The following is a 19,422-nucleotide window of genomic DNA, read 5'->3' as shown; positions in this document are numbered from 1 at the left end:
ATTGTCAATTATGATTATTATCAATCCGAAGGTATTTGTTCTATTGGTTCTGGTGTAGTCGAGTCTACTATCAAACAGATAGATCGGCGATTAAAAATCTCTGGCGCACAATGGGATGAATCGAATGTCTCTCAAGTCCTCAAGCATCGGTGTGCTTATCTCAACGCCAAGCTTTAGAGCCTGCTTAGTTCTTTTGTTCTAACAAAGTTGACATGCTCCCGATTATATGAATACCGATTAGACCAAACGGAGGAAGTCGAGTATTCAGAAAATAATAATTTAGGAATTCATAAAAACATTTTTAATGCTAATGGGAAAAGTTTAAAAAAAGAAATCTTAATAGAATTCAGAATAGAATTAAGTGGTATATATAAAGACATTAGTTCAAATAAAAAAGATATCAGTCATATTGATATTTTAGTTGTTTGGGATGTCAATTTTAAAGATAAAGAAAAGCTGCAAAGAGAAAAAGGTGATATTCTGACAGAAAAAGACATTACAACTAACGTATTTTATGGCGTGACACACCAATTATTTGGAGGCTCAAGACAACAACCTTTACCTATTATTGAACTCAAGAAAATTTTAGAACTAGTTTTTAATTATAGGACTCCTATTTGATTTATGAACAATCAAGCTGCCTAGAAGCTTGACATCCAAAGCTCGACTTCTCCGTATACTGAGCAAGACTCAAGTAGGATTCCTATATCAAGGATAAGTATAAAGTGATCGCTATGTTTTTGAGGTTTTCTGCAAGGCGATCGCACTTACTCTTCTACAACAGGCGATCGCATTATTTTTGAGGTTTTCTGCAAGGCGATCGTTCTTTATAATTATCTTCACCAATAGCTTGCGTCCTCTACATTGATGCATTAGGTAGCTGACAACTACAATAAATCTACTCTGAGGCTAACGATTTAGGGCTAATCTCAAACTGTAAATGGGAACGGTAGAAACAAACATCAAATTCCATAAAGAAGTTAACTTGCCCCAAAATCAGAGGTACGTTTGTAGCCTGTGTCCATGCAAATACAAGTTGTACAGGTTCAAATTGCCCAACTACTGCCTGAAAAACCACGACACGCGCCTCGTATTGAGCTAAATTACCTGTCAAACTCAATGCAGTTGTCTGCTGTTCCCACAGATACCCAAGCTCAACTCCTACTGAATAAGGAAGCACATTCACGCTTGCTCCAGTATCCAACAGACCGGATGCGATCACAGAATTTTGCTGGTAGATCAAAGTAAGCGGTAGATAGGGGCGGAAACTAGCTTCACCCAATGCAACATCAATCGGGATAAAGGAATACCGTTGTGCGTTACGCATGGTCTTGAGTTTTAGCAGCTTCTAGCACTTTTAACATAGTATCTGCTGCTTCAACTGCATCATAAGGCGACCACACAGGATAAGACTGATCGGGCTTAATCAGCTCGGTTTCCTGTTGGGCTAACTCTGAGATTAAAACCTGCATAATGTAAAGCTTATCTGCTCGACTAAGTTCTCGCAAAGTAGAGATTAATTCTGCTGAAACCATGCAAAGCACTCTAGTAAATCAAGTCTGCTTCTCGATCATAGATTATTCGTTGGGTTTCACTGCGTTTAGCCCAAGCTACAACTACAACAATCACGTCTACGACTTACAAGTGAGACAATTCAAGCAACTATTGAGAATTGAATACCTAGATAATGCGTAGGCGTAGCCCGTCGTAGACATCGCTACTCATAAACTATCAAAGCATAAAATTAAAGCATGACTATTCATAAAACAGATATGCTAAAAACGCTTTGGGCTACTGTTCGGGAAGGAAAAATCGAATTGCTAGAGTCAGAGGAATTACCGGAAGGGACAAGAGTGCTAGTGACGCTGCTTCCTGATGATGAAACTGAATTTTGGCTTCAAACCAGTCAAACATCACTCTCATCAGTTTGGGATAACGCTGAGGATGATGTCTAACGACAAGCCGCTATGCGTCTACGCTTTGTTTTGAGGTTTTCTGCAAGGCGATCGCCTACAATGCCATCATACAATCAGCGATCGCTTCTATATTTTCAACGATATCATAATATGATATCATTATATCTGTGGCTATATTCAACTTAACTGTAAAATGGCTGTAATTGTATTGATTAAATGGATCTCAATAACAAACAACGTCAGATTTTAGAGTTAATTTTTACAAATCCTGTACCATCTAATATTCTTTGAAAAGATATTGAAAGTTTATTTATAGCTCTCGGTGCTGATATTACTCAAGGTAAAGGTTCGCGGGTTCGTGTGAAATTAAATGATGTGAAAGCTGTTTTTCACGAACCGCATCCTCAAAATGAGACAGATAAAGGAGCAGTCAAATCTGTTAGAGAATTTTTAATTAAGGCAGGAATAGAAATATGATGACTTATAAAGGATACACAGCTAGTATAGAAGTAGATGTAGAAGCGGGAATACTTTTTGGCCAAGTCCTAGATATTAATGACGTAATTACCTTTAAGGCAAAAACTGTAGACGAAGCGCGTCAAGAATTTCAAATTTCTGTTGATGATTATCTTGCTTTCTGTGAAGAACTAGGAGAGGAGCCTGATAAACCATTCTCTGGTAAACTTCCATTCCGCACAACTCCAGAACACCACCGCAAAATATTTATTGCTGCTAAAAAGGCTGGTAAAAGCATAAATGCTTGGATGGATGAAATATTAACTGGTGCTGCGGATAAAGTAATCAATACTTAAAGTCAATCATTTTAAATATTTTTTTCGCTAAAGTACATTCGCTTTTGGCCTTTTTATGGGAGTATTCAAATTTAAATTTTTCTATGGATGCGTTAACTATCAACTTTGCTCCTGTTTTTCAAATAACAGATGAGCAATTTTTCCAGTTATGTCACCAAGCTACAACTAGAAAAATCACGTCTCCAACTTACAGATGAGACATTCAAACAGCTAATAATACGTAGGCGTAGCCCGTCGTAGACATCGCACTCACTCTTACACAACTGGCGATGTCTAACGACAAGCCGCTACGCGTCTACGCTTTATTGAAAGTGTAGCGAATAGGATTTGTGAATTTGCAGAGTGATGCAGCTACGCCTGTCGTAGACATGAGTATTTTTAACAAACAAAATCTATTTAAATTACTTTTTATAAAAACTTAATATTTCTCAACTAAGTTTAAAAAAACTTGGGATTAAGTTCAGAATTTAAGAGCGATCGCTTTGTAAAGGTTAATTGATATTAGTTGTCAAACTGCTAGTGAAGTATGAAACTAGAGAAATACAACACACGCAATTATTTTATGACTGCTATTTCTAACCTTGAATTCAAACGGCCAATTTGGCAAACCGCGATCGTATTGACTTTGGGCTTTTGGCTCAGTTCTAGCGTCGTTTTAGACTGGGTAATTATGCCTAGCCTTTATCTTTCCGGGATGATGAGCCAAGCTGGTTTTACGACAGCAGGCTATACCATTTTTTGGAACTTCAATCGGATGGAATTATTATCTGCTGCTGTAGTGCTGACTGGGGCATTAGCTTTGGGCAAAACCCAATATCACTGGCGTATTCGCAGTGTTGCTTTATCTGCGCTACTGCTAACTATAGCTATGCTTGATACCTATTTTTTAACTCCGCAGATGTGCGCCATCGGTGTTCAACTGAACCTATTTGAAGCCGCTGCCGCTATTCCATCGACAATGAATTTACTACACGGCAGTTATTGGGTACTGGAAGTAGTTAAGCTGGTAGCTGGTGGCACACTTTTAAGTTGGTGCTGGCGGGAGCAATTTTAAATAGATGGAGAAGTATAACGGTGAGAATGTCCACTTATAAATCTCACGCCAAAGACGCAAAGAATTTCTTTGCGTCTTTTTGCTAGATATACCTTATAGGTTAATAAATGCCATATCTACGTAGAAGACAGAAGCTAGGAGGACAGGCTACTCATGCAATTCTGTATTTATATTTGTGACTTTTAAAACTTAAAATTTTTCAGGAAAATTGCTACCATAAAATAATTCACTCATTTATAAGTGTAATTAAATAAGCATATAAAATTATCTTTTGCTGTACATTTTCAGCCTTTCCGGACATCCAAACAAATAAAGATTAATAACAATTATCTGGAAGATGCTATTAATTAGTTTTCATGTTTACTTTACTGATTTATCATGAAGTTTATATATTGCTGCTAACTTTTTTTGAAAATTATAGTAACCTGAGTTTTAGTGAGTACGTTACTTTTTATCTACCATCTAGCTGAAAAGAGCTATTTTACAGGTATGTACTACCAATCAAGAATTTGGCTTTAAGTTCTTGAATTTGTCACTCCAAACTGTGCAGGGTGACTATTTAGACCCACACAACATTAGAACCCGTTTCCAGTACTTATGAAGAGATTCCCTTCTGCTGATTTAGCCGCCTGTGCATCTCACCACACACCATCATGGCGGTAATTATCAGCTAACTCATCCTTGGTCGGAGGTTTAACATTATTGTTGTGCAAGTGATAATTTTGCCCAATCTAACACTAAGAGTTGCTCCAATACTGTTCAGTTAACGTTTTAATCTTTTGAAGATCCCTCCAACCCACGCCAGTCAGTCATGGGGGGAACCCTCAAGAACCTTCGGGTGAACCTTGTTCCTGGCTAACGCAGTTGTTTATGGGAGAAATCCCCAAAGCCACACTGCTTAACCGAACCGTATTAGCTCTACAATCACAAACCTCAGTATGACATTGATTTTTTTGAGTGCTTAGTTTTTAATCATACTTTTTCTCTTGATGAAGTTACCCTCAAGAATAAACTTCTTGGAAAAGTACCCGACGACTTTTGTCACGGCTATAAAAACATAGTTCGTCAGCGCGGATTTAAGGTCTAAAAGCCTTGCTTGAGAGCTATTTACATCTACATTACAGTAGATTTTGGTCGCTCTAGACTTTAGTATTAGGGATCAAAAAACCTTTGTAAGAGAATTCAAGTATCTACGATTTTAGGCTGCAAAATACGGATAACAATGATACTTTTGTGACTGATGGGCGAGAGCCAATGGTCTGGGCGTGACACTTGAGTTACTGTTAGATTGGCTAGATTAGCGAAAGATACAGAAAACCAATCTAATTTTTGAAATACTATATCCTGGCAACTAGTCGGGCCATTTTGCTATTGGCAAATAGCATGAATTGGTTTAGTTGTAACTTGTGCATTATAGCTTAACAGAGATTGGTGAATTAGGAGTTGGGGGGTGTGAAATCTCTGTACTAACTCAAATGTGACCGCTATATTTATCTGACAGTGCTCCCAACAAATTCGCGGTGAATTCCGAAAAGGTAATTCACTAATTTCGCCTGCAAATGTTAATTTTATTCCAGAGCCATCCCAATGAAGACACTTCCGATTAGTAGATACAGGTTTTTCCAAAAGCTCCAGCCCCTATCTTTGTTGAAAAAAATCACTGGTAAGTCGGTTACTGGTTGTTTGCAAGTGTTTAGCACGTCAGGCTCTTGGTCAATATATATGGACGAGGGTAAGCTAATTTATGCCTGCTACTCAGAGAAAATGTTTGAGCCACTTTACAGAAATTTGCAAAGCTTGAGTCAGCAAATTTCTACTCTCCCTGGCGGAATCAAAGAACAGTTGCGAGCGATATTTGAAACTGGTATTGAAAATCAGGCAATACCAAATCCAGATTATCTGGCTATTTGCTGGTTAGTCAATCAGAAATATATTAGTCCCTCTCAAGCAGCGATACTGATAGAGCAATTGGCGCTAGAAGTTTTGGAGTCATTTCTGAACTTACAAGAGGGGAGTTATGAATTTATTCCTGAAAGCTTTCTGGATGATATGCCAAAGTTTTGTCATCTAAATCTCCGCTTACTAGTTGAACGATGTCAAACACCTAGAAGCGTTGGCGAAGCCTCTCGTAGAGAAGCGGCTTATTGTCAGACATCACCAGCTTCTCAATCGCACCCCTCAGAATTGTTCAAAATAAATGAGCTAAAACTTAAAAGCAAAAGTACACCAAATTCTTCTAGAACAAACGCCTATAAACCACCAGCCTACTCTATTAATACTAATAATAATAGGGATCAGCAAATCATCCAACCGCCTGTTGACAAGAAAATCTACACAATCTTTTGTATTGATGATAGTCCTACAGTATTGAATACTATTCAAAGTTATTTAGATGAGCAAACTTTTTGTGTTGTCGGAGTCACTGATTCTTTGAAAGCTTTAATGCAGATTGTTTACACAAAACCCGACATAATTTTGTTGGATATTTCGATGCCTAATTTAGACGGATATGAACTCTGTTCTTTGTTGCGTAAACACTCAAGTTTTAAAAATACGCCTGTGATTATGGTGTCAGAAAAAGTAGGATTTATAGAGAGGGCTAAAGCTAAGATGGTCAGAGCATCAGGCTATTTAACTAAGCCTTTTACACAAGGAGATTTACTAAAGGTAATATTTCAACACATTGTTTAATTTCTTAATATAAAAAAATAACTTCACTTAACCAATATATTTTTTTGGAGATTGAAGGTTGAGTATTACCTGGATCGCTACTATTCTAGTTATAGAAGATTGTCTGAGTGAATTGAAATTAATAAGTAATTATCTCACAGATAGGGGTTACAATTTCATTAAGGCAACTAGTGCAAAAGAAGCTCTAGAAATAATCTTAGAAGAAAAGCCAGATGCGATCGTTACTGATGTCGTGATGCCGGAAATGAGTGGATTTGAATTGTGTCGCTTCATCAAAACAAATCCGATTAATCAAAATCGTGGGTTTTTGAGACGCGATAAATCGCCATCTCTAGAAGACGCGATAAATCGCCGTCTCTACAAGTGTTTTGGTCTTATTTGAACTGTATTGTATTAAAATCGGATACCCCCAAAAATCCAAAGCTACGCTTTGTCTAAACTAACGGGAGTTAGATAAAAATTAAGTAGGGGTGATTCATGAATTAGTTAAAATTGTTGTGTAAATTTTGTCAGTGATTACAAAGAGAGCGATCGCTATTTTCCACTGTTACATTAGTCTTTAAGTAATCCTGCACCCAATCACAGCTATATTTCAGCAGGTTGAGATGGAGAATTTTTTCTATATCCCACACAATCACAAGTTGGTCATCTCCGCCAGAGGCGAGGGTTTTGCCATCGGGACTAAAGGCAACACTGCTCACATTTGACGTATGTCCATTTAAGGTGACGAGCAAAGTGCCATCGGTCTTCCAGACTTTGATCGTATTGTCAAAACCTGCGGCTGCCAACATTTGACCATCTGGACTGAATGCGACTCTTGTTAAACCAATACTTTTACCATCTAATATTCTCACTAGAGTAGCATCACGTTTCCAAAGTCGGAGACGACCATCTCCGCCTGTAGAGGCAATAAATTGACTATTCGGGCTAATGGCAACTCCAAAAACTTCACTATTATGCCCTTCTAAGATTCGATCTGGTTTCTCCAACAGGCGTTCGCTATTTTCTGAAGTCCAAAGTTTGATGGTACCATCAGCACTGGCAGAGGCGATAAATTGCCCATCTGGACTATAAACAATGTCCCAAATTCGCCCTGTATGCGCCTGGATCATTTGCTGGAGTTGGAACTGTCCATTAGCATTGCGTTGCCAGAGTCTCAGCTTGTAATCAAAACCCACAGTCACCAGCCGATTGCCATCAGGACTGTAGCTAACACCCAAAAGGCCGATACCTGGGCCTTCCAGAATAGTTCGCTGATTGCGGTCTAGTTGCCATAGTCTCACAACACCCTTAGAACCAACGATCGCTAAAGTTTGACCATCGGGGCTAAAATCGAGACTAATCATTCTAGAATCGTCTTCAACAATAGTTCTGGCTAGAGAACCATCGCGTTTCCAAAGTTTGACTTCTTTGCCAGCAACGGAAGCTAGACGTTGCCCATCAGGGCTAAATGCCACCTTCCAGACCATTTCTTGATGGCCATTGAGTAACTTTACTAAGGGTGAGTTGACTCTCCAGAGTTTGATGGTGTTGTCATGGGCGGCTGAGGCGAGGGTTTCTCCATCAGGACTGAAGGCGATGGTTTGAATATTTGAGGTATGCCCCTGCAAAGTTCTTAATAAAGTACCATCTGCCCGCCAGAGTTTAACAGTTTTATCAGAACCACCGGAGGCAATGGTCTGCCCATCAGAGCTAAAGGCTACACCAAATACTTCAGCGGTGTGCCCTTTAAAAGTTCTCAGTAAAGTACCTTCTGGATTCCACAGTCGCACCATGTTATCTGCACCGCCAGAGACGAAAGTTTGTCCATCTGGGCTAAAAGCAACACTCCAAATAGTTGCCTTTCCGGCTGTGAATGTTTTGATTAGTGTTCCATCCAATCGCCAAAGCTTATTAGTGCCGCCTACCATGCTAGAAGCGATGATTTGACCATCGGGACTGAAGGCAATTCCCCAGACACCACGCTCATGTTTAAGAGTTCTGATTAAAGTGCCATCTAGTTGCCAAAGCTTAACGCTAAAATCGCCACTGGCAGAAGCGATCGTTCTTCCATCTGGGCTAAAGGCAACTCGCCACACCGCAGATTTATGCCCTTTGAGGATGGTTAACAATTTACCATCGATCGTCCAAAGACGGATAGTGCCATCAATGCCAGCAGCGACTATCTGGCGGCTATCCGGGCTGAAGCGAACACTGTTTATAGTTGCGGTATGTGGTAGGGTTTTGACCAGTGTTCCATCCCGCTTCCACAGTTTGACTGTGCGATCAATGCTAGATGAGACAATCCACTGGCCATCGGGGCTGAAGTCAACACCTAAGACAATTCCTTGATGCCCTGAAAGGTGATTGAATTCATCAGCACCGTAGACAGCTTGTTCTAATACTTTGCGGGTTTGGAGATCCAGCGTATGTGCATCTGCCAAATTTTGCAGATCGAGCCGTTGAAATTTCCGTCTGGCTTGGATTGCTTGTACCAGTGCATCTAAGCGTTGATTGGAATTAAAACTACCATTGGAAGCTGCTGCGATCGCTCTTACCTCACTCAGCGATGCCTGTCGATCGGCATAAAGTGTTATGATTCCCAAGATAATCGCTGCCACTAGAGCCACACTTACCCCTAACAGTAGTCGTTGCTGAAGACGGGCGTTCTTTTGTTCACTTGCCAATCGCGCTTCAGTTTCTTTAAGCTGTTCTACTTCCAGTTTTTGCTGAACTTCCCGACGTTCCAATTCTTGGCTAGCTGCTAAAAATCGATAGTCCAAATCGCTGAGACTTTTTCGCTGAGTCCAGTCCAAGACCTCTTGTAAGGCATTCCCCCGCAACAGGCGTGACTCATCTTGAAAGTCCGATGCTACCCAAGCATTGAATGGCTGTGAATAAGGGCGCAGATTGTCTAACTGCTTTAACACCCATTCAGCATTGAAAATACTGCGGTAGATCGGATTTTTAATTCTGAGATAGCTGTTGTACCTTTCGACTAATCCCGATAGTAAAAGCTCTGTCTGTTCTCGACTATCATCTGTAGGCACGGGAGATAGTGGAAATAGAGGATGCCAAGAGTCGCTAGTGTCTTCATTCTTTACGTCCTCTATTTCCTCCGCTTGCAATACCTGCTGATAAAGACCTAACAAGCGTCCTGCTTGTTGTTGGTTGAAAAGTAGGCGATCGCGAATAGTACGGAGGTGTTCGGGTTCATCTTGTGATTCCCAGTGTTGGATAATGTGCGATCGCACCAATTCTTCCACCCAATACGCTTCAGTTTTGGGGGATAGGATAATTTTTCGATCTGATGTCTTTAAGGCAGCTTGAAGAACTAACTGGCAGAGTTTTTGAGTTAGAAACGGTTGTCCCCCTGTCCAGTAGATTACCTCTTGCAGCACTATTTCTGGTTGGCTGATTGCTCCCTTTAACCCATCTAGTAATGGGTTAGCTTCATGCAAGCGAAAACCGTATAACTCTATGGCCGTTCCGATATTAAAAGGTGTCCGGCGTTTGTCAGCAATTAAGTCAGATGGACTGGCTACTCCAAACAATGCAAAGCCTAGGCGTCGAAAATTCGGATCGTGTGCCTGCTGATTGTAGCAATGACGAATCCAGGCAAAAAAGTCATTGACCGGAAAATTTAAACTCAGTAAACTATCAATCTCATCAATGAAGATGAAAATGCCTTTAGCTTTGACATCTCCTTCACAATCGCTCTTGACATTTGGCAGCAAAATTTCTTCAACAAACTGGTGTAGCTTTTGTACAGGAGAAAGACCTGCTTGCATATCCCACCATTGCTTAAAGTTGACATGTTCCACCAGATTTAACCCGTAGAACATGCTGACAATGATTCCTTTATACCATTGTGCTGATGTCGTATCCTCACTACCCAATTGAGTTACGTCTAAGTAAACACATTTATAGCCTTCTGACTTGAGACGACGACTTATTCGCTGTAGTAGAGATGATTTACCCATTTGGCGAGAGTTGAAGACATAGCAAAAATCACCACCTTTGAGACTGGTATAAAGTTTTTCGTCTGCCTGACGCACAACATAAGTGGGATCATCACTGTGGAGGCTACCGCCAACTTGGTATCTCATGCAAAATTGTGATTGGAAAAGGAGGAGTCAGGAGTCAGGAGTCAGGATTCAGAATACTATATCTATAGGACTCATATTTGATTTTTGAACAAAACTCAGTACACCTTTATTCCTTCTTCCCAGTCCCCAGTCCCTTACCTCTACGAGTGATTCAGAAATCAAATCGGATTGCTATATGGCACACCGTCTCCTTCGCAAAGGGTCTTGTAGAGAAAAATGGAGACTAATGGGTATATATATGGTGATGCGATGCCTAGGTTGGGCTATGCCCAATACGGTTCGGTTAAGGCAAGAGACGCGATAAATCGCCATGAAGATGAAAGATTAATCCTTGTAGAGACGGCGATTTATCGCGTCTTTGGATCTAGAATTTTCATTAAAAAACCTTAACTGAAGGGTATTGGGGCTACGCCTACGCAGATAGAGAAACGACGGCGCAATGACTTGCCTTTGCTAAAGACTATGATTTACTGATTTTAGATTGGATGTTGCCCAAAGTCAGTGAGTTGGTTAAATCCTCCCTAAAAGCAATTTTGTCTTTGTCTAACCATAGCTAACCTTGACCCGGAAAACATGGCAGATTCCTTGAATAAGTACCAAAAGTCTGACAGGAAAACCATACTAATGAGAATTTGGACTACTACTGCTGTGCTAGCTTCTTTTTGGCTAATATCTGGAGTCATAAGTTCTGAGCCAATCAACGCTACTGCTGTTTTGGTACAAAATGCTATATCGTCTCCGACACCAACGAATGCTAAACAGATTACTGTCAGTAACATCGAGTTTGGGCTGAAGAGAGTTGACTCTAAAGGAAACGTTACCATTTTCCAGACAAAAAGAGTGCCACTTCAAGAAGGAAATGCCTATGGATGGCGGATTAAACTCAAAGACTACCAAGGTGAAGTGAAATGGCGCGAAGTCTTGCGTTTACCAAAACCTCCAGAAACTTGGGGTACAGATAGTGGTGAAGATTTCTCAATGTCAGTAGACGGAAAGACATCTGTGACGCGACGCACACAGTCGGCTCCAGAGGGTGTGATTGAGAATTTTTGGACGATTACTCCTGGCGATCCAGTTGGTAAGCATAGAATAGAAGTCTATATTGATGACCGTTTGATCAGCACTTTCGAGTTTGAAATGATCCCAGTTAAGTAGATGTGAAAGGTATTGAGAATTGGGTATTGGGTATTGGGTATTAAGAAAACTTTTCCCCATTCCCCATTTCCCATTCCCCTAAAACTGAGGAGTATCTTAGAGATAGAAGTTTGATTCTTGTTGGGTGGCGATCGTGAATACAGAGGAATTCCTGCGATTGATCGAAAAGCAGCGCCTATGTCCTCAGACATTGCCAAAAGGGCTGCAAGCAATGTGGTATGACAAGAAAGGTGATTGGAGTAAAGCTCATGAAATAGTTGCAAGTGCCAGCGATGCCGATAGTGCCTGGGTTCATGCTTACCTGCACCGCAAAGAAGGCGATTTAAACAATGCCCATTTCTGGTATCTACGCAGTGGTCAGCCAGAATTTCCAGGAGAACTAAGCCAAGAATGGGAACAAATAACTTCTGTATTGCTAAAGAAGGTGAATGCGACGCATGAATGCTGAAGAATTAAAAAGGCGTTTTGCCGCAGGGGAAAGATATTTTCCAGCTGTCAACTTGAGTAGTAACAAGCTGATTGGAGCCTATTTGCCTGGAATTAATTTATGGGGAGCAGATTTGAGTGGAGCTAACCTAGCAAAAGCTAAACTCTGGGGAGCAGATTTGAGTGGAACTAATTTAGCCAAAGCAAACTTGACCAGAGCTAATTTGAGCGGTGTCAAACTGACTGAAGCAAATCTCCGGGGAGCTAAACTCAACTATGCTAAGTTGTATGGAGCGAATCTAACTGGCGCTTACTACGATGAAAGTACGCGGTTTTCTAGAGGTTTTGACCCCATCAGTAGAAATATGCGGAAGGTGTGAAGGGAATGGGGAATGGGGAATGGGGAATGGGGAATGGGGAAAAGTTTTCTCAATACCCAATCCCTAGTCCCTAATCCCCAGTCCCCAGTAACCTTTAAATAACTGATATATGTTTATCTGAGCCATCTAACATAGACGATACCAACATTTGTTCAAAGACTTTGGAAAGAGCAGTTTGAAAACGCTGACGATGCTTGAGTTTGAAAAAAGGTCGAACTATTTCTGCGTAGGTGTAGCCCAACCTAGGCATCGCACTGTTGCTTTCTCTATTATCAATAACTCGAATTGCCCGCAGAGTCCCCAACTGGATTTCTTTTTTTACCATCAACTCAGAAATTCCAGTTGCACCTACGCCATTTTCAATGGCTGCTTTTGCCATTTCACCACTGGTAAACACTAAAATTACATTCAGTTCACTGAGATTGATTCCCCAATTTTGCAACGCTTCCTCAAACCTTTGCTGGGTTCCAGATTCCCGCACCCGCATTACCCAAGGTGTTTGAGTTAGTTGGCTTAAATCAACTTCTCCCCACTCAAACCAAGGGTGGTTTTGACCGACCACAATTTGCAAGCGATCGCTCCCCACTATTTCGTACTCTAAAGTATTCTGAAGCGCTGGCTTTACATCTCCCTCCACCAAACCTAAATCAAACTGTCCCATCGCTGTACCGACACAAATCGTTTCTGCATTGGCAAGGGTACAGTCAATCTGGATACCAGGATATTGGTTCTTAAACTCACTAATCTTACTTGGTAGCCAGTAGTTACCAATTGTCAGGCTTGATCCTAATTTCAATTCACCCCGTTGTAGATTGTTCAATTCTCGCAATCCCCTTTCAGTTAAGGAAACTTGATCAAGAATTTTCTGCGCTTCCACTTGCAGTAATTTACCCGCTTCAGCAATCTCGATATGGCGACCAATCCGATGAAACAGTTTCACTCCGTATTCTTGCTCTAAGTTGTGGATCGCTGCACTGACGGCAGGTTGTGTAATATAAAGCTCCTCTGCTGCGCGAGTAAAGTGTAAGTTGTGCGCCACAGCTAGAAAGATTTTTAGCTGCTCAAGCGTCATTCCTGCCATTTATCGTATCCCTAAAACTTGGTGTCAAAATTTTAATCACTTTCATTTATCATTTTGACAAATAAAAGCATTTGATTCTATCAGTTAGTTTGACTAAAGTATAAATCAAGGCTTTCTACTTAGTCATTGGTCAAACCAATTAAAAATTAAAAATGTAAAATTAAAAATTGCAAGACGCTCGCGGACTCGCTAACGCTGCGCTATCAGTAGGAGTTTGAACCCGCTACTGATTGTAGAACACTAAAATCTTTGATTTAGTGGGGGCTTGTACCCAGAATTAATTAATTAAAAATTATTATTTCTTTCAATTTTTAATCTTTAATTTTTAATTTTTAATTAAAACTGGTCATTGGTCATTTGTCCTTTGTAGTGACCAATGCCCCACGCTCAATTACCAAGCATCAAAATAAGGATTTCCACAAATGAGTGGTTTAGTAACTGCAATTACCACAGGGATCACGGCGTTCACTGCCACCAACATCGATGATATTGTCATTTTGACGTTGCTTTTTTCACAAATAAGTAAAACGTTTCGCAGTCGTCACATCCTTGCTGGTCAGTATCTCGGTTTTGCTGCATTGATCATTGCTAGCCTTCCCGGTTTTTTCGGTGGACTCATCATACCCCAGGACTGGATTAGACTACTTGGTTTAATGCCAATAATCATTGGTGTCAGTAGTTTACTAAAACGCGAAGAGGATTCACTAGAGGAAGCCGAAGCAGAAACTGAGCCATCTTGTCCCTCTGTACTTGCCAGTTTTATCTCTCCACAAACTTGCAATGTCGCTGCGATCGCCTTTGCCAATGGTAGTGACAACATCAGCATCTACGTGCCTCTGTTTGCCAACTCGGAATTAGATAGTCTGCTCGTGATACTAAGTGTATTTTTTACGCTAGTTGGTGTATGGTGTTATACCGCTTACAAGTTAACCTACTTGCCTGCGATCGCAAACTTTTTAACTGAAAACGGCAATACTTTTGTGCCTTGTATCTTGATTGGTTTGGGCGTGTTTATTGTCACAGAAAATGTTAATTGGACTCTTTTATCTGTAGTTTCTAGTTATATATTCTCATTGATTTTAGGTTCCAATACTCAGCCGTCGAGTGAAGAACAAGAAAAATTAACTGTCTAAAAAGAGGTACATCATGAACTTACTCACAAAAATGAATTTCCAACTGCAAAATATCTTATCTATCAACAGGAATCAAAACATGAAAATCTGGAAATCTCTACTCATTGTCTTAATGATTGTCGCCAATTTCGCCTTTGCTCAACCTTCTTTTGCTGATAGACCAAAATTTAGCAAAAACCCTGATTACATCGAAGTTACTAAAGCCCTTAACGAACTGACTCAGACAAAAGATGCCCAAACTCAAGTTGAAGGTCTGACACCAGAAGAAATTCAAAAGAGAACCGAAGAATTAACCCTACAAAAGTATGCTTTAGAGACGGGAATCAACTGGGGTCAATGCAACAACCAAACAGGTAATACCATAGCCATATACGGCAAAAGACCAAATGATGAAGACGATGAAGATGCCGTATACGACAATGGTCTGTATTTTCTAGCTGATGGTCAGTCCACCAAGAATAACTGGGATTGTGATGGAATTTATCTACCAAATGATGTCAAAGTAGCAAATTTTACTTCTAGTCCTAATGGGCAAGGTCAAGAATTGACAGGAGCGGCTGCTCTCAAGATACTTGATGGAACTCAGTTAGTTATTAAGACGAATCCAGATACTGCTGCGATTGAATTGAATGTTCCGACTGTGAAAGTTCTGAACAGCAAAGAAGCTAACTGGTTTATCCCAGATATATCGCAGGATATCATAAATACACGAGTTCCTAATGCGCCTAGCAATTAGTCTTGAACTAGAACTGCATATTCTTTTTTTGAATGATTGTTCTAAATTTAAATAGGGTAACAGCCAAAATCAGAGACAAAAACAGGAAAAGTACTGGTGAAAAATCTCTCTGATCTCGGCTGTTTTTTTATTACTTGCAGTTACTCTATACCATCAATTACGAATTACGAATTATTCGATCAGACTTGTTTTATTTAGATATCTGCATTAAAATAAATTCTGAAAAAATGTACAATCACAATAGATATATTTCAGTAGGGCAATTATTGGGCTGGGTGCAAGTCATCTGGAAAGAGATTTCCTACCACTTTCGCATTTTTTTGATCAGAGCCGCTTTGGGGATAAGGGTGTTATTGATGCAGTTAAAATTGAAACCTACAGAAGAAGATAAAGAGAAAAAAAAGGCAGGACGACTGAATCCGTCCCGAATCCGAGATCACTTGGCAAATGAGCGTACCTACCTCGCTTGGATGCGGACAGGGATCGCTCTTTTAGGTTTTGGTGTCGTTATCGTGCGTTTGCGTGCTTTCCAAGTACCTTTGATACCCCGTCCTGGCAACGGCTGGAAATTAGGTTTAGTCTTCTCGCTGGTGGGTTTAATCACAGTGTGGCTCTCAACGTCACACTATTTTGCAGTCCGTCGTGATATCGAAGAAGATACTTATGAACCAACAGACCGCTGGGTGTTGTTGTTCAGTTTGGCTGTGATGATTCTCGGCGCTGGGGTAATCTATTTTGTTTTTACAACTTCTTTAGATCCAATGAGTCCACTTATTCCTGAGTAATACAGCAGAATTCAGAATTCAGAATTCAGAACTCAGAATGGGCTACGCCTATTACGCTTTCTGTTAGACAAGAAGCCTACAGTGACGCTTCGCTTACACAGTAGGTAGTTCAGAATCGTATTTTATACAACTCGAATAATTCCCCTGATTTTTGCGCTACTACTTTAGTACCAGAAGCTTTCATTGTTTTTTCCCACTTAGCCAAAGGCTCTAAAAACACCTCGGCCCCTAAATAGGTTTCCAGAACTGCCCAATCTTCTGCTAAAGGCTGTTCTGGATTGAGGATGTCGAACACAAAATGTCCACCTGGTTTTAACACCCGCTTGACTTCTGCCAATACAGCATTCCAGTATTCGAGGGGAAAATAGCAGCTGAATCCGGTGGCGATCGCTAAGTCAAATTGCTCTGATGGATAGTTTAGCTGATGGGCTGCCCCCAACTCAACACCTTTGAACAGCTTAGAATTCAACTGCGGCCCACGGGAATTAAGGGTATCGCGTGCCATATTACTGATTTCTTGCCCATGAAAAAATGCTTGCCAATCCCGCCAAGGATAAATTAAGAAGCTCATACCACAGCCAATATCTATACAGTGCTGGTTTTTTTGAGGTTTAGCAATTTCCCAAAAAGGGGAAGCAATTCTCCCTGAGAAACTCCCAGCAATCCACTCACGGAATATCGGCATCGCCTGGACTTCTGTTGGGAGTTCAAATGTTTCACCTTGATACTCTCGGTTAAAGCGATAGGCTATTTGGGCTAATCTTTCGTCCCATTGAGTTGATTTGGGTGAACTAAAGAGATTTTGGAACTGAGAATCGGACTTTTTAGACATTTAGGTTTTTGCTACTCTTTCTAAGGATTGTAGTCAAATTCGCTTTGCGATCGCTAAATAAATATCAATAATCTAGCAATAAATTTGTCCATAGGCATAGCCCATCGTAGACATCGCATTATGATAAAGTAGTAGTCAGTATTGGATAAATAATGATTGTCAACAAGAAAGCAGTATCTAATAATTAGCCAATTCCTTTCAGGAACCTATCAAAATTAATCTGTTAATTTGCTTACTTGTAAAAACCAATGCAAGCAATTGCAATTACTTCTGTATAACCAATCAAGATTATGTTGAAATTCTATCCAGTACGCAAATTACAGTAGGGAATTTAACAGTTAATAACTGAGATTACTTATTTCTTCAGTATATTTCAAATCTAAAAGTATACATAAGTCAAGCGATACTGTTATAAATAATTTTCTGATATTTCTATATAAACTTATGATGAACTAATTAAGAAAATATTCTGTAATTTTGCGTATAATCGAAAAGTACCTGCTAAACCTCTCAGCTTGAGGTTTTCTTACCTCAGCAACCTTTGTGTGGGTAAGAATTATTAACTAGACAAAAGCAAAACACACACCAATCCCGACTGAACACTATTCTTTTGTTCGCAGGAAGTATCGTCTTTATCTCCCAATAATGACGATGAATCCTAATAAAATCTTCTGGAGAAGAGATGTATTTGGCAAATTCATTCATGAGTGATGAAAAGAAGCAAAACTCTCACCAGCCTTTGATTTTGGCAGTGGAAGACCATGATGATAGTCTCCTCCTAATTAGTTATGCCCTTGAGTCAATGGGTTGTAGATTTATTTGTCAAACAGATTGTTCTGCAACAGTTCTGGTAGCTAAAGAGTATCAACCAGACTTAATTTTATTGGATATTTTGTTACCAGGACTTAGCGGTATCGATGTTGTACGTCATTTGAAGCAAGAACCCCTAACTTGCACAATTCCAGTTGTAGCAGTCACAGCTTTAGCTAGCAGGGAGGATCAAGAACGTATCCTGAAAGCGGGGTTTAATGATTACATCAGCAAACCCTATATGATCGAGGATTTGGAGGCTATAATTAGCCGCGGGCTGGGGAAAAGATTGGGTATTCACTCTGCTTTTGAGCTTTGTCAGGATTAACAGTCCAGCAAAGAAATATAAAGGTCAAGGACAAGAACTTAAGTGTTCTTAGGTAGTTGTACAGTAAATAAACTACCTTTACCTAATTCAGAGGTAACCTGGATAGTTCCTGCGTGCCCTTCTACAATTCGGTGAGATAGATGTAGTCCTAAGCCACTACCTGAGCGTTTATTTCTGCCTTGGCGAAATCGCTCGAAAATTGTTGCCTGATCTTCAGGCGCAATCCCATATCCTGTATCTTGTATCTCAATTGTCACTGAATCTGGATTTCCTGGATGAGGTAATTTTTCAAAAATGCGGATTGTTATGCCTCCTGTATCTGTAAATTTGATAGCATTTGCGATCAAGTTGTTTAGCACTCGCCGTAGTTCCAAGCGATCGCCCATAATAAGACCAGCGTTTTTACTCTGTGGATCTAATTTACTGGTATCTATTTTCAGAGTCAAACCTTTTTCACTAGTTAAAGGAATTAGTTCGCTCACTACTTCTTGAGATATCTCACGTAAATCGCAGACCTCCCAATTCAACGTTTTTTTACCTGCCTCAAAGCGATAGACTTCTAACAGGGTGTTCACCATTTCCATTAAATTTTGGTTGCTGCGAATCATAACTGCGATCGCCTGTTTCATTTCTGGCGAAATTTTGCAGAATGTTTCCATTTCAAACAAACTCAACATCCGATCGGCGGCTACTAAAGGAGTTCGCAAATCATGAGTCAGACGGGAAACAAAGTCTTCCCGTTGGCGGGCCATTTTTTGTTGTTCGTCTAGACTTTGCTTGAGACGCAATAGCGATCGCACCCGTGCCAGTAGTTCATCAGTATCAAATGGTTTCCGAATAAAATCGTCAGCACCAGCATCCAAACCTTCGACAACGCTGGATTCGTGAAAAGCAGTAATTAACAGAATTGGAATATAAGAGATTGCAGGGTTCTTCCGAATTCTACGGGTGACTTCATAACCATCCATTCCCGGCATCATCACATCTAACAGAATCAGATCGGGTGGAGATTGGTCAATTTGCCGCAAAGCCTTTATTCCATCTGAAGCCAAATCAATTTCATATCCCTCACTTTCTAAAATTGTTTGAACTAAAATAAGATTATCTCGAGTGTCGTCAACTGCGAGGATACGATAAATTTTATTATTTTCAACTACAGACATGATTTATCAACTTTTATCAGTTTTTTTGGTAA

At 40.2% G+C, this 19,422-nt stretch carries 21 protein-coding genes and 2 pseudogenes; 16 read left to right on the top strand and 7 right to left on the bottom strand.

Annotated features, from left to right (window positions below; genetic code table 11):
* Positions 1–177 (top strand): annotated as a pseudogene (locus ABF638_RS16640) (ISKra4 family transposase); the annotation flags it as partial.
* Positions 178–207: 30 nt separating this feature from the next.
* Entirely contained in the window at positions 208–621 is a 414-nt protein-coding gene (locus tag ABF638_RS16635) for a hypothetical protein (protein WP_435023942.1), read from the top strand.
* A 111-nt stretch (positions 622–732) separates the two neighbouring features.
* On the opposite strand, the gene ABF638_RS16630 is transcribed toward ABF638_RS16635, so the two are convergent.
* Genes ABF638_RS16630 through ABF638_RS16620 form a run of 3 tightly spaced genes read right to left on the bottom strand, consistent with a single transcriptional unit; the run spans position 733 to position 1,535 of the window.
* Complete coding sequence (locus ABF638_RS16630; RefSeq protein ID WP_435023941.1) at positions 733–873, bottom strand: hypothetical protein; 141 nt, start codon at positions 871–873, stop codon at positions 733–735.
* A 25-nt stretch (positions 874–898) separates the two neighbouring features.
* A complete protein-coding gene (locus ABF638_RS16625) occupies positions 899–1,327 on the bottom strand; it encodes an aspartyl protease family protein (RefSeq protein WP_435023939.1) in 429 nt (142 codons plus the stop codon).
* Positions 1,320–1,535 carry a hypothetical protein gene (locus ABF638_RS16620; protein ID WP_435023938.1) on the bottom strand — a complete coding sequence of 72 codons (216 nt, stop codon included), beginning with the start codon at positions 1,533–1,535 and terminating at the stop codon, positions 1,320–1,322. Before ABF638_RS16620 ends, ABF638_RS16625 begins: the two co-directional genes overlap by 8 nt.
* Before the next feature lie 216 nt (positions 1,536–1,751).
* On the opposite strand from ABF638_RS16620, the gene ABF638_RS16615 reads away from it, so the two are divergent.
* From ABF638_RS16615 to ABF638_RS16590, 6 genes and pseudogenes are all read left to right on the top strand, one after another.
* On the top strand, positions 1,752–1,955 hold the full coding sequence (locus ABF638_RS16615) for a hypothetical protein (RefSeq protein WP_435023936.1): 204 nt from the start codon (positions 1,752–1,754) through the stop codon (positions 1,953–1,955).
* 177 nt (positions 1,956–2,132) lie between these two features.
* A pseudogene (locus tag ABF638_RS16610) lies at positions 2,133–2,393 on the top strand (type II toxin-antitoxin system HicA family toxin).
* A complete protein-coding gene (locus ABF638_RS16605) occupies positions 2,393–2,728 on the top strand; it encodes a type II toxin-antitoxin system HicB family antitoxin (RefSeq protein ID WP_199346326.1) in 336 nt (111 codons plus the stop codon). The pseudogene ABF638_RS16610 and the gene ABF638_RS16605 overlap by 1 nt, the downstream one beginning before the upstream one ends.
* Positions 2,729–3,290: 562 nt before the next feature.
* Positions 3,291–3,782 carry a hypothetical protein gene (locus ABF638_RS16600; RefSeq protein ID WP_435023935.1) on the top strand — a complete coding sequence of 164 codons (492 nt, stop codon included), beginning with the start codon at positions 3,291–3,293 and terminating at the stop codon, positions 3,780–3,782.
* A 1,587-nt stretch (positions 3,783–5,369) separates the two neighbouring features.
* Positions 5,370–6,473, top strand: a complete 1,104-nt coding sequence (locus tag ABF638_RS16595) for a response regulator (protein ID WP_435023934.1) — start codon at positions 5,370–5,372, stop codon at positions 6,471–6,473.
* Positions 6,474–6,531: 58 nt separating this feature from the next.
* Complete coding sequence (locus ABF638_RS16590) at positions 6,532–6,855, top strand: response regulator (RefSeq protein ID WP_435023933.1); 324 nt, start codon at positions 6,532–6,534, stop codon at positions 6,853–6,855.
* Positions 6,856–6,982: 127 nt separating this feature from the next.
* On the opposite strand, the gene ABF638_RS16585 is transcribed toward ABF638_RS16590, so the two are convergent.
* Complete coding sequence (locus ABF638_RS16585) at positions 6,983–10,561, bottom strand: AAA-like domain-containing protein (protein WP_435023932.1); 3,579 nt, start codon at positions 10,559–10,561, stop codon at positions 6,983–6,985.
* 216 nt (positions 10,562–10,777) lie between these two features.
* Here ABF638_RS16585 and ABF638_RS16580 point away from each other — a divergent pair, with 216 nt between their 5' ends.
* The 4 genes from ABF638_RS16580 (at position 10,778) to ABF638_RS16565 (ending at position 12,522) form a co-directional block, all read left to right on the top strand.
* Positions 10,778–10,951 (top strand): hypothetical protein, encoded by a 174-nt coding sequence (locus ABF638_RS16580; RefSeq protein WP_435023930.1) that lies wholly within the window; start codon positions 10,778–10,780, stop codon positions 10,949–10,951.
* Positions 10,952–11,185: 234 nt separating this feature from the next.
* Complete coding sequence (locus ABF638_RS16575) at positions 11,186–11,716, top strand: hypothetical protein (protein ID WP_435023928.1); 531 nt, start codon at positions 11,186–11,188, stop codon at positions 11,714–11,716.
* Between the two features lie 133 nt (positions 11,717–11,849).
* Positions 11,850–12,164, top strand: coding sequence for a hypothetical protein (locus ABF638_RS16570; protein ID WP_435023927.1), 315 nt, complete (start codon positions 11,850–11,852; stop codon positions 12,162–12,164).
* Positions 12,154–12,522: a pentapeptide repeat-containing protein gene (locus ABF638_RS16565; protein WP_435023944.1), complete on the top strand. Its 369-nt coding sequence runs from the start codon at positions 12,154–12,156 to the stop codon at positions 12,520–12,522. The genes ABF638_RS16570 and ABF638_RS16565 overlap by 11 nt, the downstream gene beginning before the upstream one ends.
* Positions 12,523–12,616: 94 nt before the next feature.
* Here ABF638_RS16565 and ABF638_RS16560 read toward each other — a convergent pair whose 3' ends face one another.
* The gene (locus ABF638_RS16560; protein WP_435023925.1) at positions 12,617–13,603 is read right to left on the bottom strand and encodes a LysR substrate-binding domain-containing protein; all 987 of its coding nucleotides are present in this window, start codon (positions 13,601–13,603) and stop codon (positions 12,617–12,619) included.
* A gap of 422 nt (positions 13,604–14,025) precedes the next feature.
* Between ABF638_RS16560 and ABF638_RS16555 the strand changes: the two genes are divergently transcribed.
* From ABF638_RS16555 to ABF638_RS16545, 3 genes are all read left to right on the top strand, one after another.
* On the top strand, positions 14,026–14,736 hold the full coding sequence (locus ABF638_RS16555; RefSeq protein WP_435023924.1) for a cadmium resistance transporter: 711 nt from the start codon (positions 14,026–14,028) through the stop codon (positions 14,734–14,736).
* Positions 14,737–14,815: 79 nt separating this feature from the next.
* Entirely contained in the window at positions 14,816–15,472 is a 657-nt protein-coding gene (locus ABF638_RS16550) for a hypothetical protein (RefSeq protein WP_435023923.1), read from the top strand.
* Between the two features lie 227 nt (positions 15,473–15,699).
* Complete coding sequence (locus ABF638_RS16545) at positions 15,700–16,257, top strand: YidH family protein (protein ID WP_435023921.1); 558 nt, start codon at positions 15,700–15,702, stop codon at positions 16,255–16,257.
* 109 nt (positions 16,258–16,366) lie between these two features.
* Here ABF638_RS16545 and ABF638_RS16540 read toward each other — a convergent pair whose 3' ends face one another.
* On the bottom strand, positions 16,367–17,089 hold the full coding sequence (locus ABF638_RS16540) for a class I SAM-dependent methyltransferase (protein WP_435023919.1): 723 nt from the start codon (positions 17,087–17,089) through the stop codon (positions 16,367–16,369).
* A gap of 682 nt (positions 17,090–17,771) precedes the next feature.
* On the opposite strand from ABF638_RS16540, the gene ABF638_RS16535 reads away from it, so the two are divergent.
* Positions 17,772–18,227: a response regulator gene (locus ABF638_RS16535; protein ID WP_181927481.1), complete on the top strand. Its 456-nt coding sequence runs from the start codon at positions 17,772–17,774 to the stop codon at positions 18,225–18,227.
* 38 nt (positions 18,228–18,265) lie between these two features.
* Here ABF638_RS16535 and ABF638_RS16530 read toward each other — a convergent pair whose 3' ends face one another.
* Positions 18,266–19,390, bottom strand: coding sequence for a hybrid sensor histidine kinase/response regulator (locus ABF638_RS16530; RefSeq protein ID WP_435023917.1), 1,125 nt, complete (start codon positions 19,388–19,390; stop codon positions 18,266–18,268).
* Positions 19,391–19,422: the final 32 nt, after the last annotated feature.

The organism is Nostoc sp. CALU 1950 (assembly GCF_051172895.1).
GTDB lineage: Bacteria > Cyanobacteriota > Cyanobacteriia > Cyanobacteriales > Nostocaceae > Nostoc > Nostoc edaphicum_A.
The sequence above is the reverse complement of the archived record's forward strand: the minus strand, read 5'-3'. Positions and strand labels throughout refer to the sequence as shown.

Excerpts from the sequence above, each read along its gene's own strand:
- ABF638_RS16630 (WP_435023941.1), bottom strand. The coding sequence starts at position 873 with ATGCATCAATGTAGAGGACGCAAGCTATTGGTGAAGATAATTATAAAG.
- ABF638_RS16625 (WP_435023939.1), bottom strand. The coding sequence starts at position 1,327 with ATGCGTAACGCACAACGGTATTCCTTTATCCCGATTGATGTTGCATTG.
- ABF638_RS16620 (WP_435023938.1), bottom strand. The coding sequence starts at position 1,535 with ATGGTTTCAGCAGAATTAATCTCTACTTTGCGAGAACTTAGTCGAGCA.
- ABF638_RS16615 (WP_435023936.1), top strand. The coding sequence starts at position 1,752 with ATGACTATTCATAAAACAGATATGCTAAAAACGCTTTGGGCTACTGTT.
- ABF638_RS16605 (WP_199346326.1), top strand. The coding sequence starts at position 2,393 with ATGACTTATAAAGGATACACAGCTAGTATAGAAGTAGATGTAGAAGCG.
- ABF638_RS16600 (WP_435023935.1), top strand. The coding sequence starts at position 3,291 with ATGACTGCTATTTCTAACCTTGAATTCAAACGGCCAATTTGGCAAACC.
- ABF638_RS16595 (WP_435023934.1), top strand. The coding sequence starts at position 5,370 with ATGAAGACACTTCCGATTAGTAGATACAGGTTTTTCCAAAAGCTCCAG.
- ABF638_RS16585 (WP_435023932.1), bottom strand. The coding sequence starts at position 10,561 with ATGAGATACCAAGTTGGCGGTAGCCTCCACAGTGATGATCCCACTTAT.
- ABF638_RS16580 (WP_435023930.1), top strand. The coding sequence starts at position 10,778 with ATGGAGACTAATGGGTATATATATGGTGATGCGATGCCTAGGTTGGGC.
- ABF638_RS16575 (WP_435023928.1), top strand. The coding sequence starts at position 11,186 with ATGAGAATTTGGACTACTACTGCTGTGCTAGCTTCTTTTTGGCTAATA.
- ABF638_RS16565 (WP_435023944.1), top strand. The coding sequence starts at position 12,154 with ATGAATGCTGAAGAATTAAAAAGGCGTTTTGCCGCAGGGGAAAGATAT.
- ABF638_RS16560 (WP_435023925.1), bottom strand. The coding sequence starts at position 13,603 with ATGGCAGGAATGACGCTTGAGCAGCTAAAAATCTTTCTAGCTGTGGCG.
- ABF638_RS16555 (WP_435023924.1), top strand. The coding sequence starts at position 14,026 with ATGAGTGGTTTAGTAACTGCAATTACCACAGGGATCACGGCGTTCACT.
- ABF638_RS16550 (WP_435023923.1), top strand. The coding sequence starts at position 14,816 with ATGAAAATCTGGAAATCTCTACTCATTGTCTTAATGATTGTCGCCAAT.
- ABF638_RS16545 (WP_435023921.1), top strand. The coding sequence starts at position 15,700 with ATGTACAATCACAATAGATATATTTCAGTAGGGCAATTATTGGGCTGG.
- ABF638_RS16540 (WP_435023919.1), bottom strand. The coding sequence starts at position 17,089 with ATGTCTAAAAAGTCCGATTCTCAGTTCCAAAATCTCTTTAGTTCACCC.
- ABF638_RS16535 (WP_181927481.1), top strand. The coding sequence starts at position 17,772 with ATGTATTTGGCAAATTCATTCATGAGTGATGAAAAGAAGCAAAACTCT.
- ABF638_RS16530 (WP_435023917.1), bottom strand. The coding sequence starts at position 19,390 with ATGTCTGTAGTTGAAAATAATAAAATTTATCGTATCCTCGCAGTTGAC.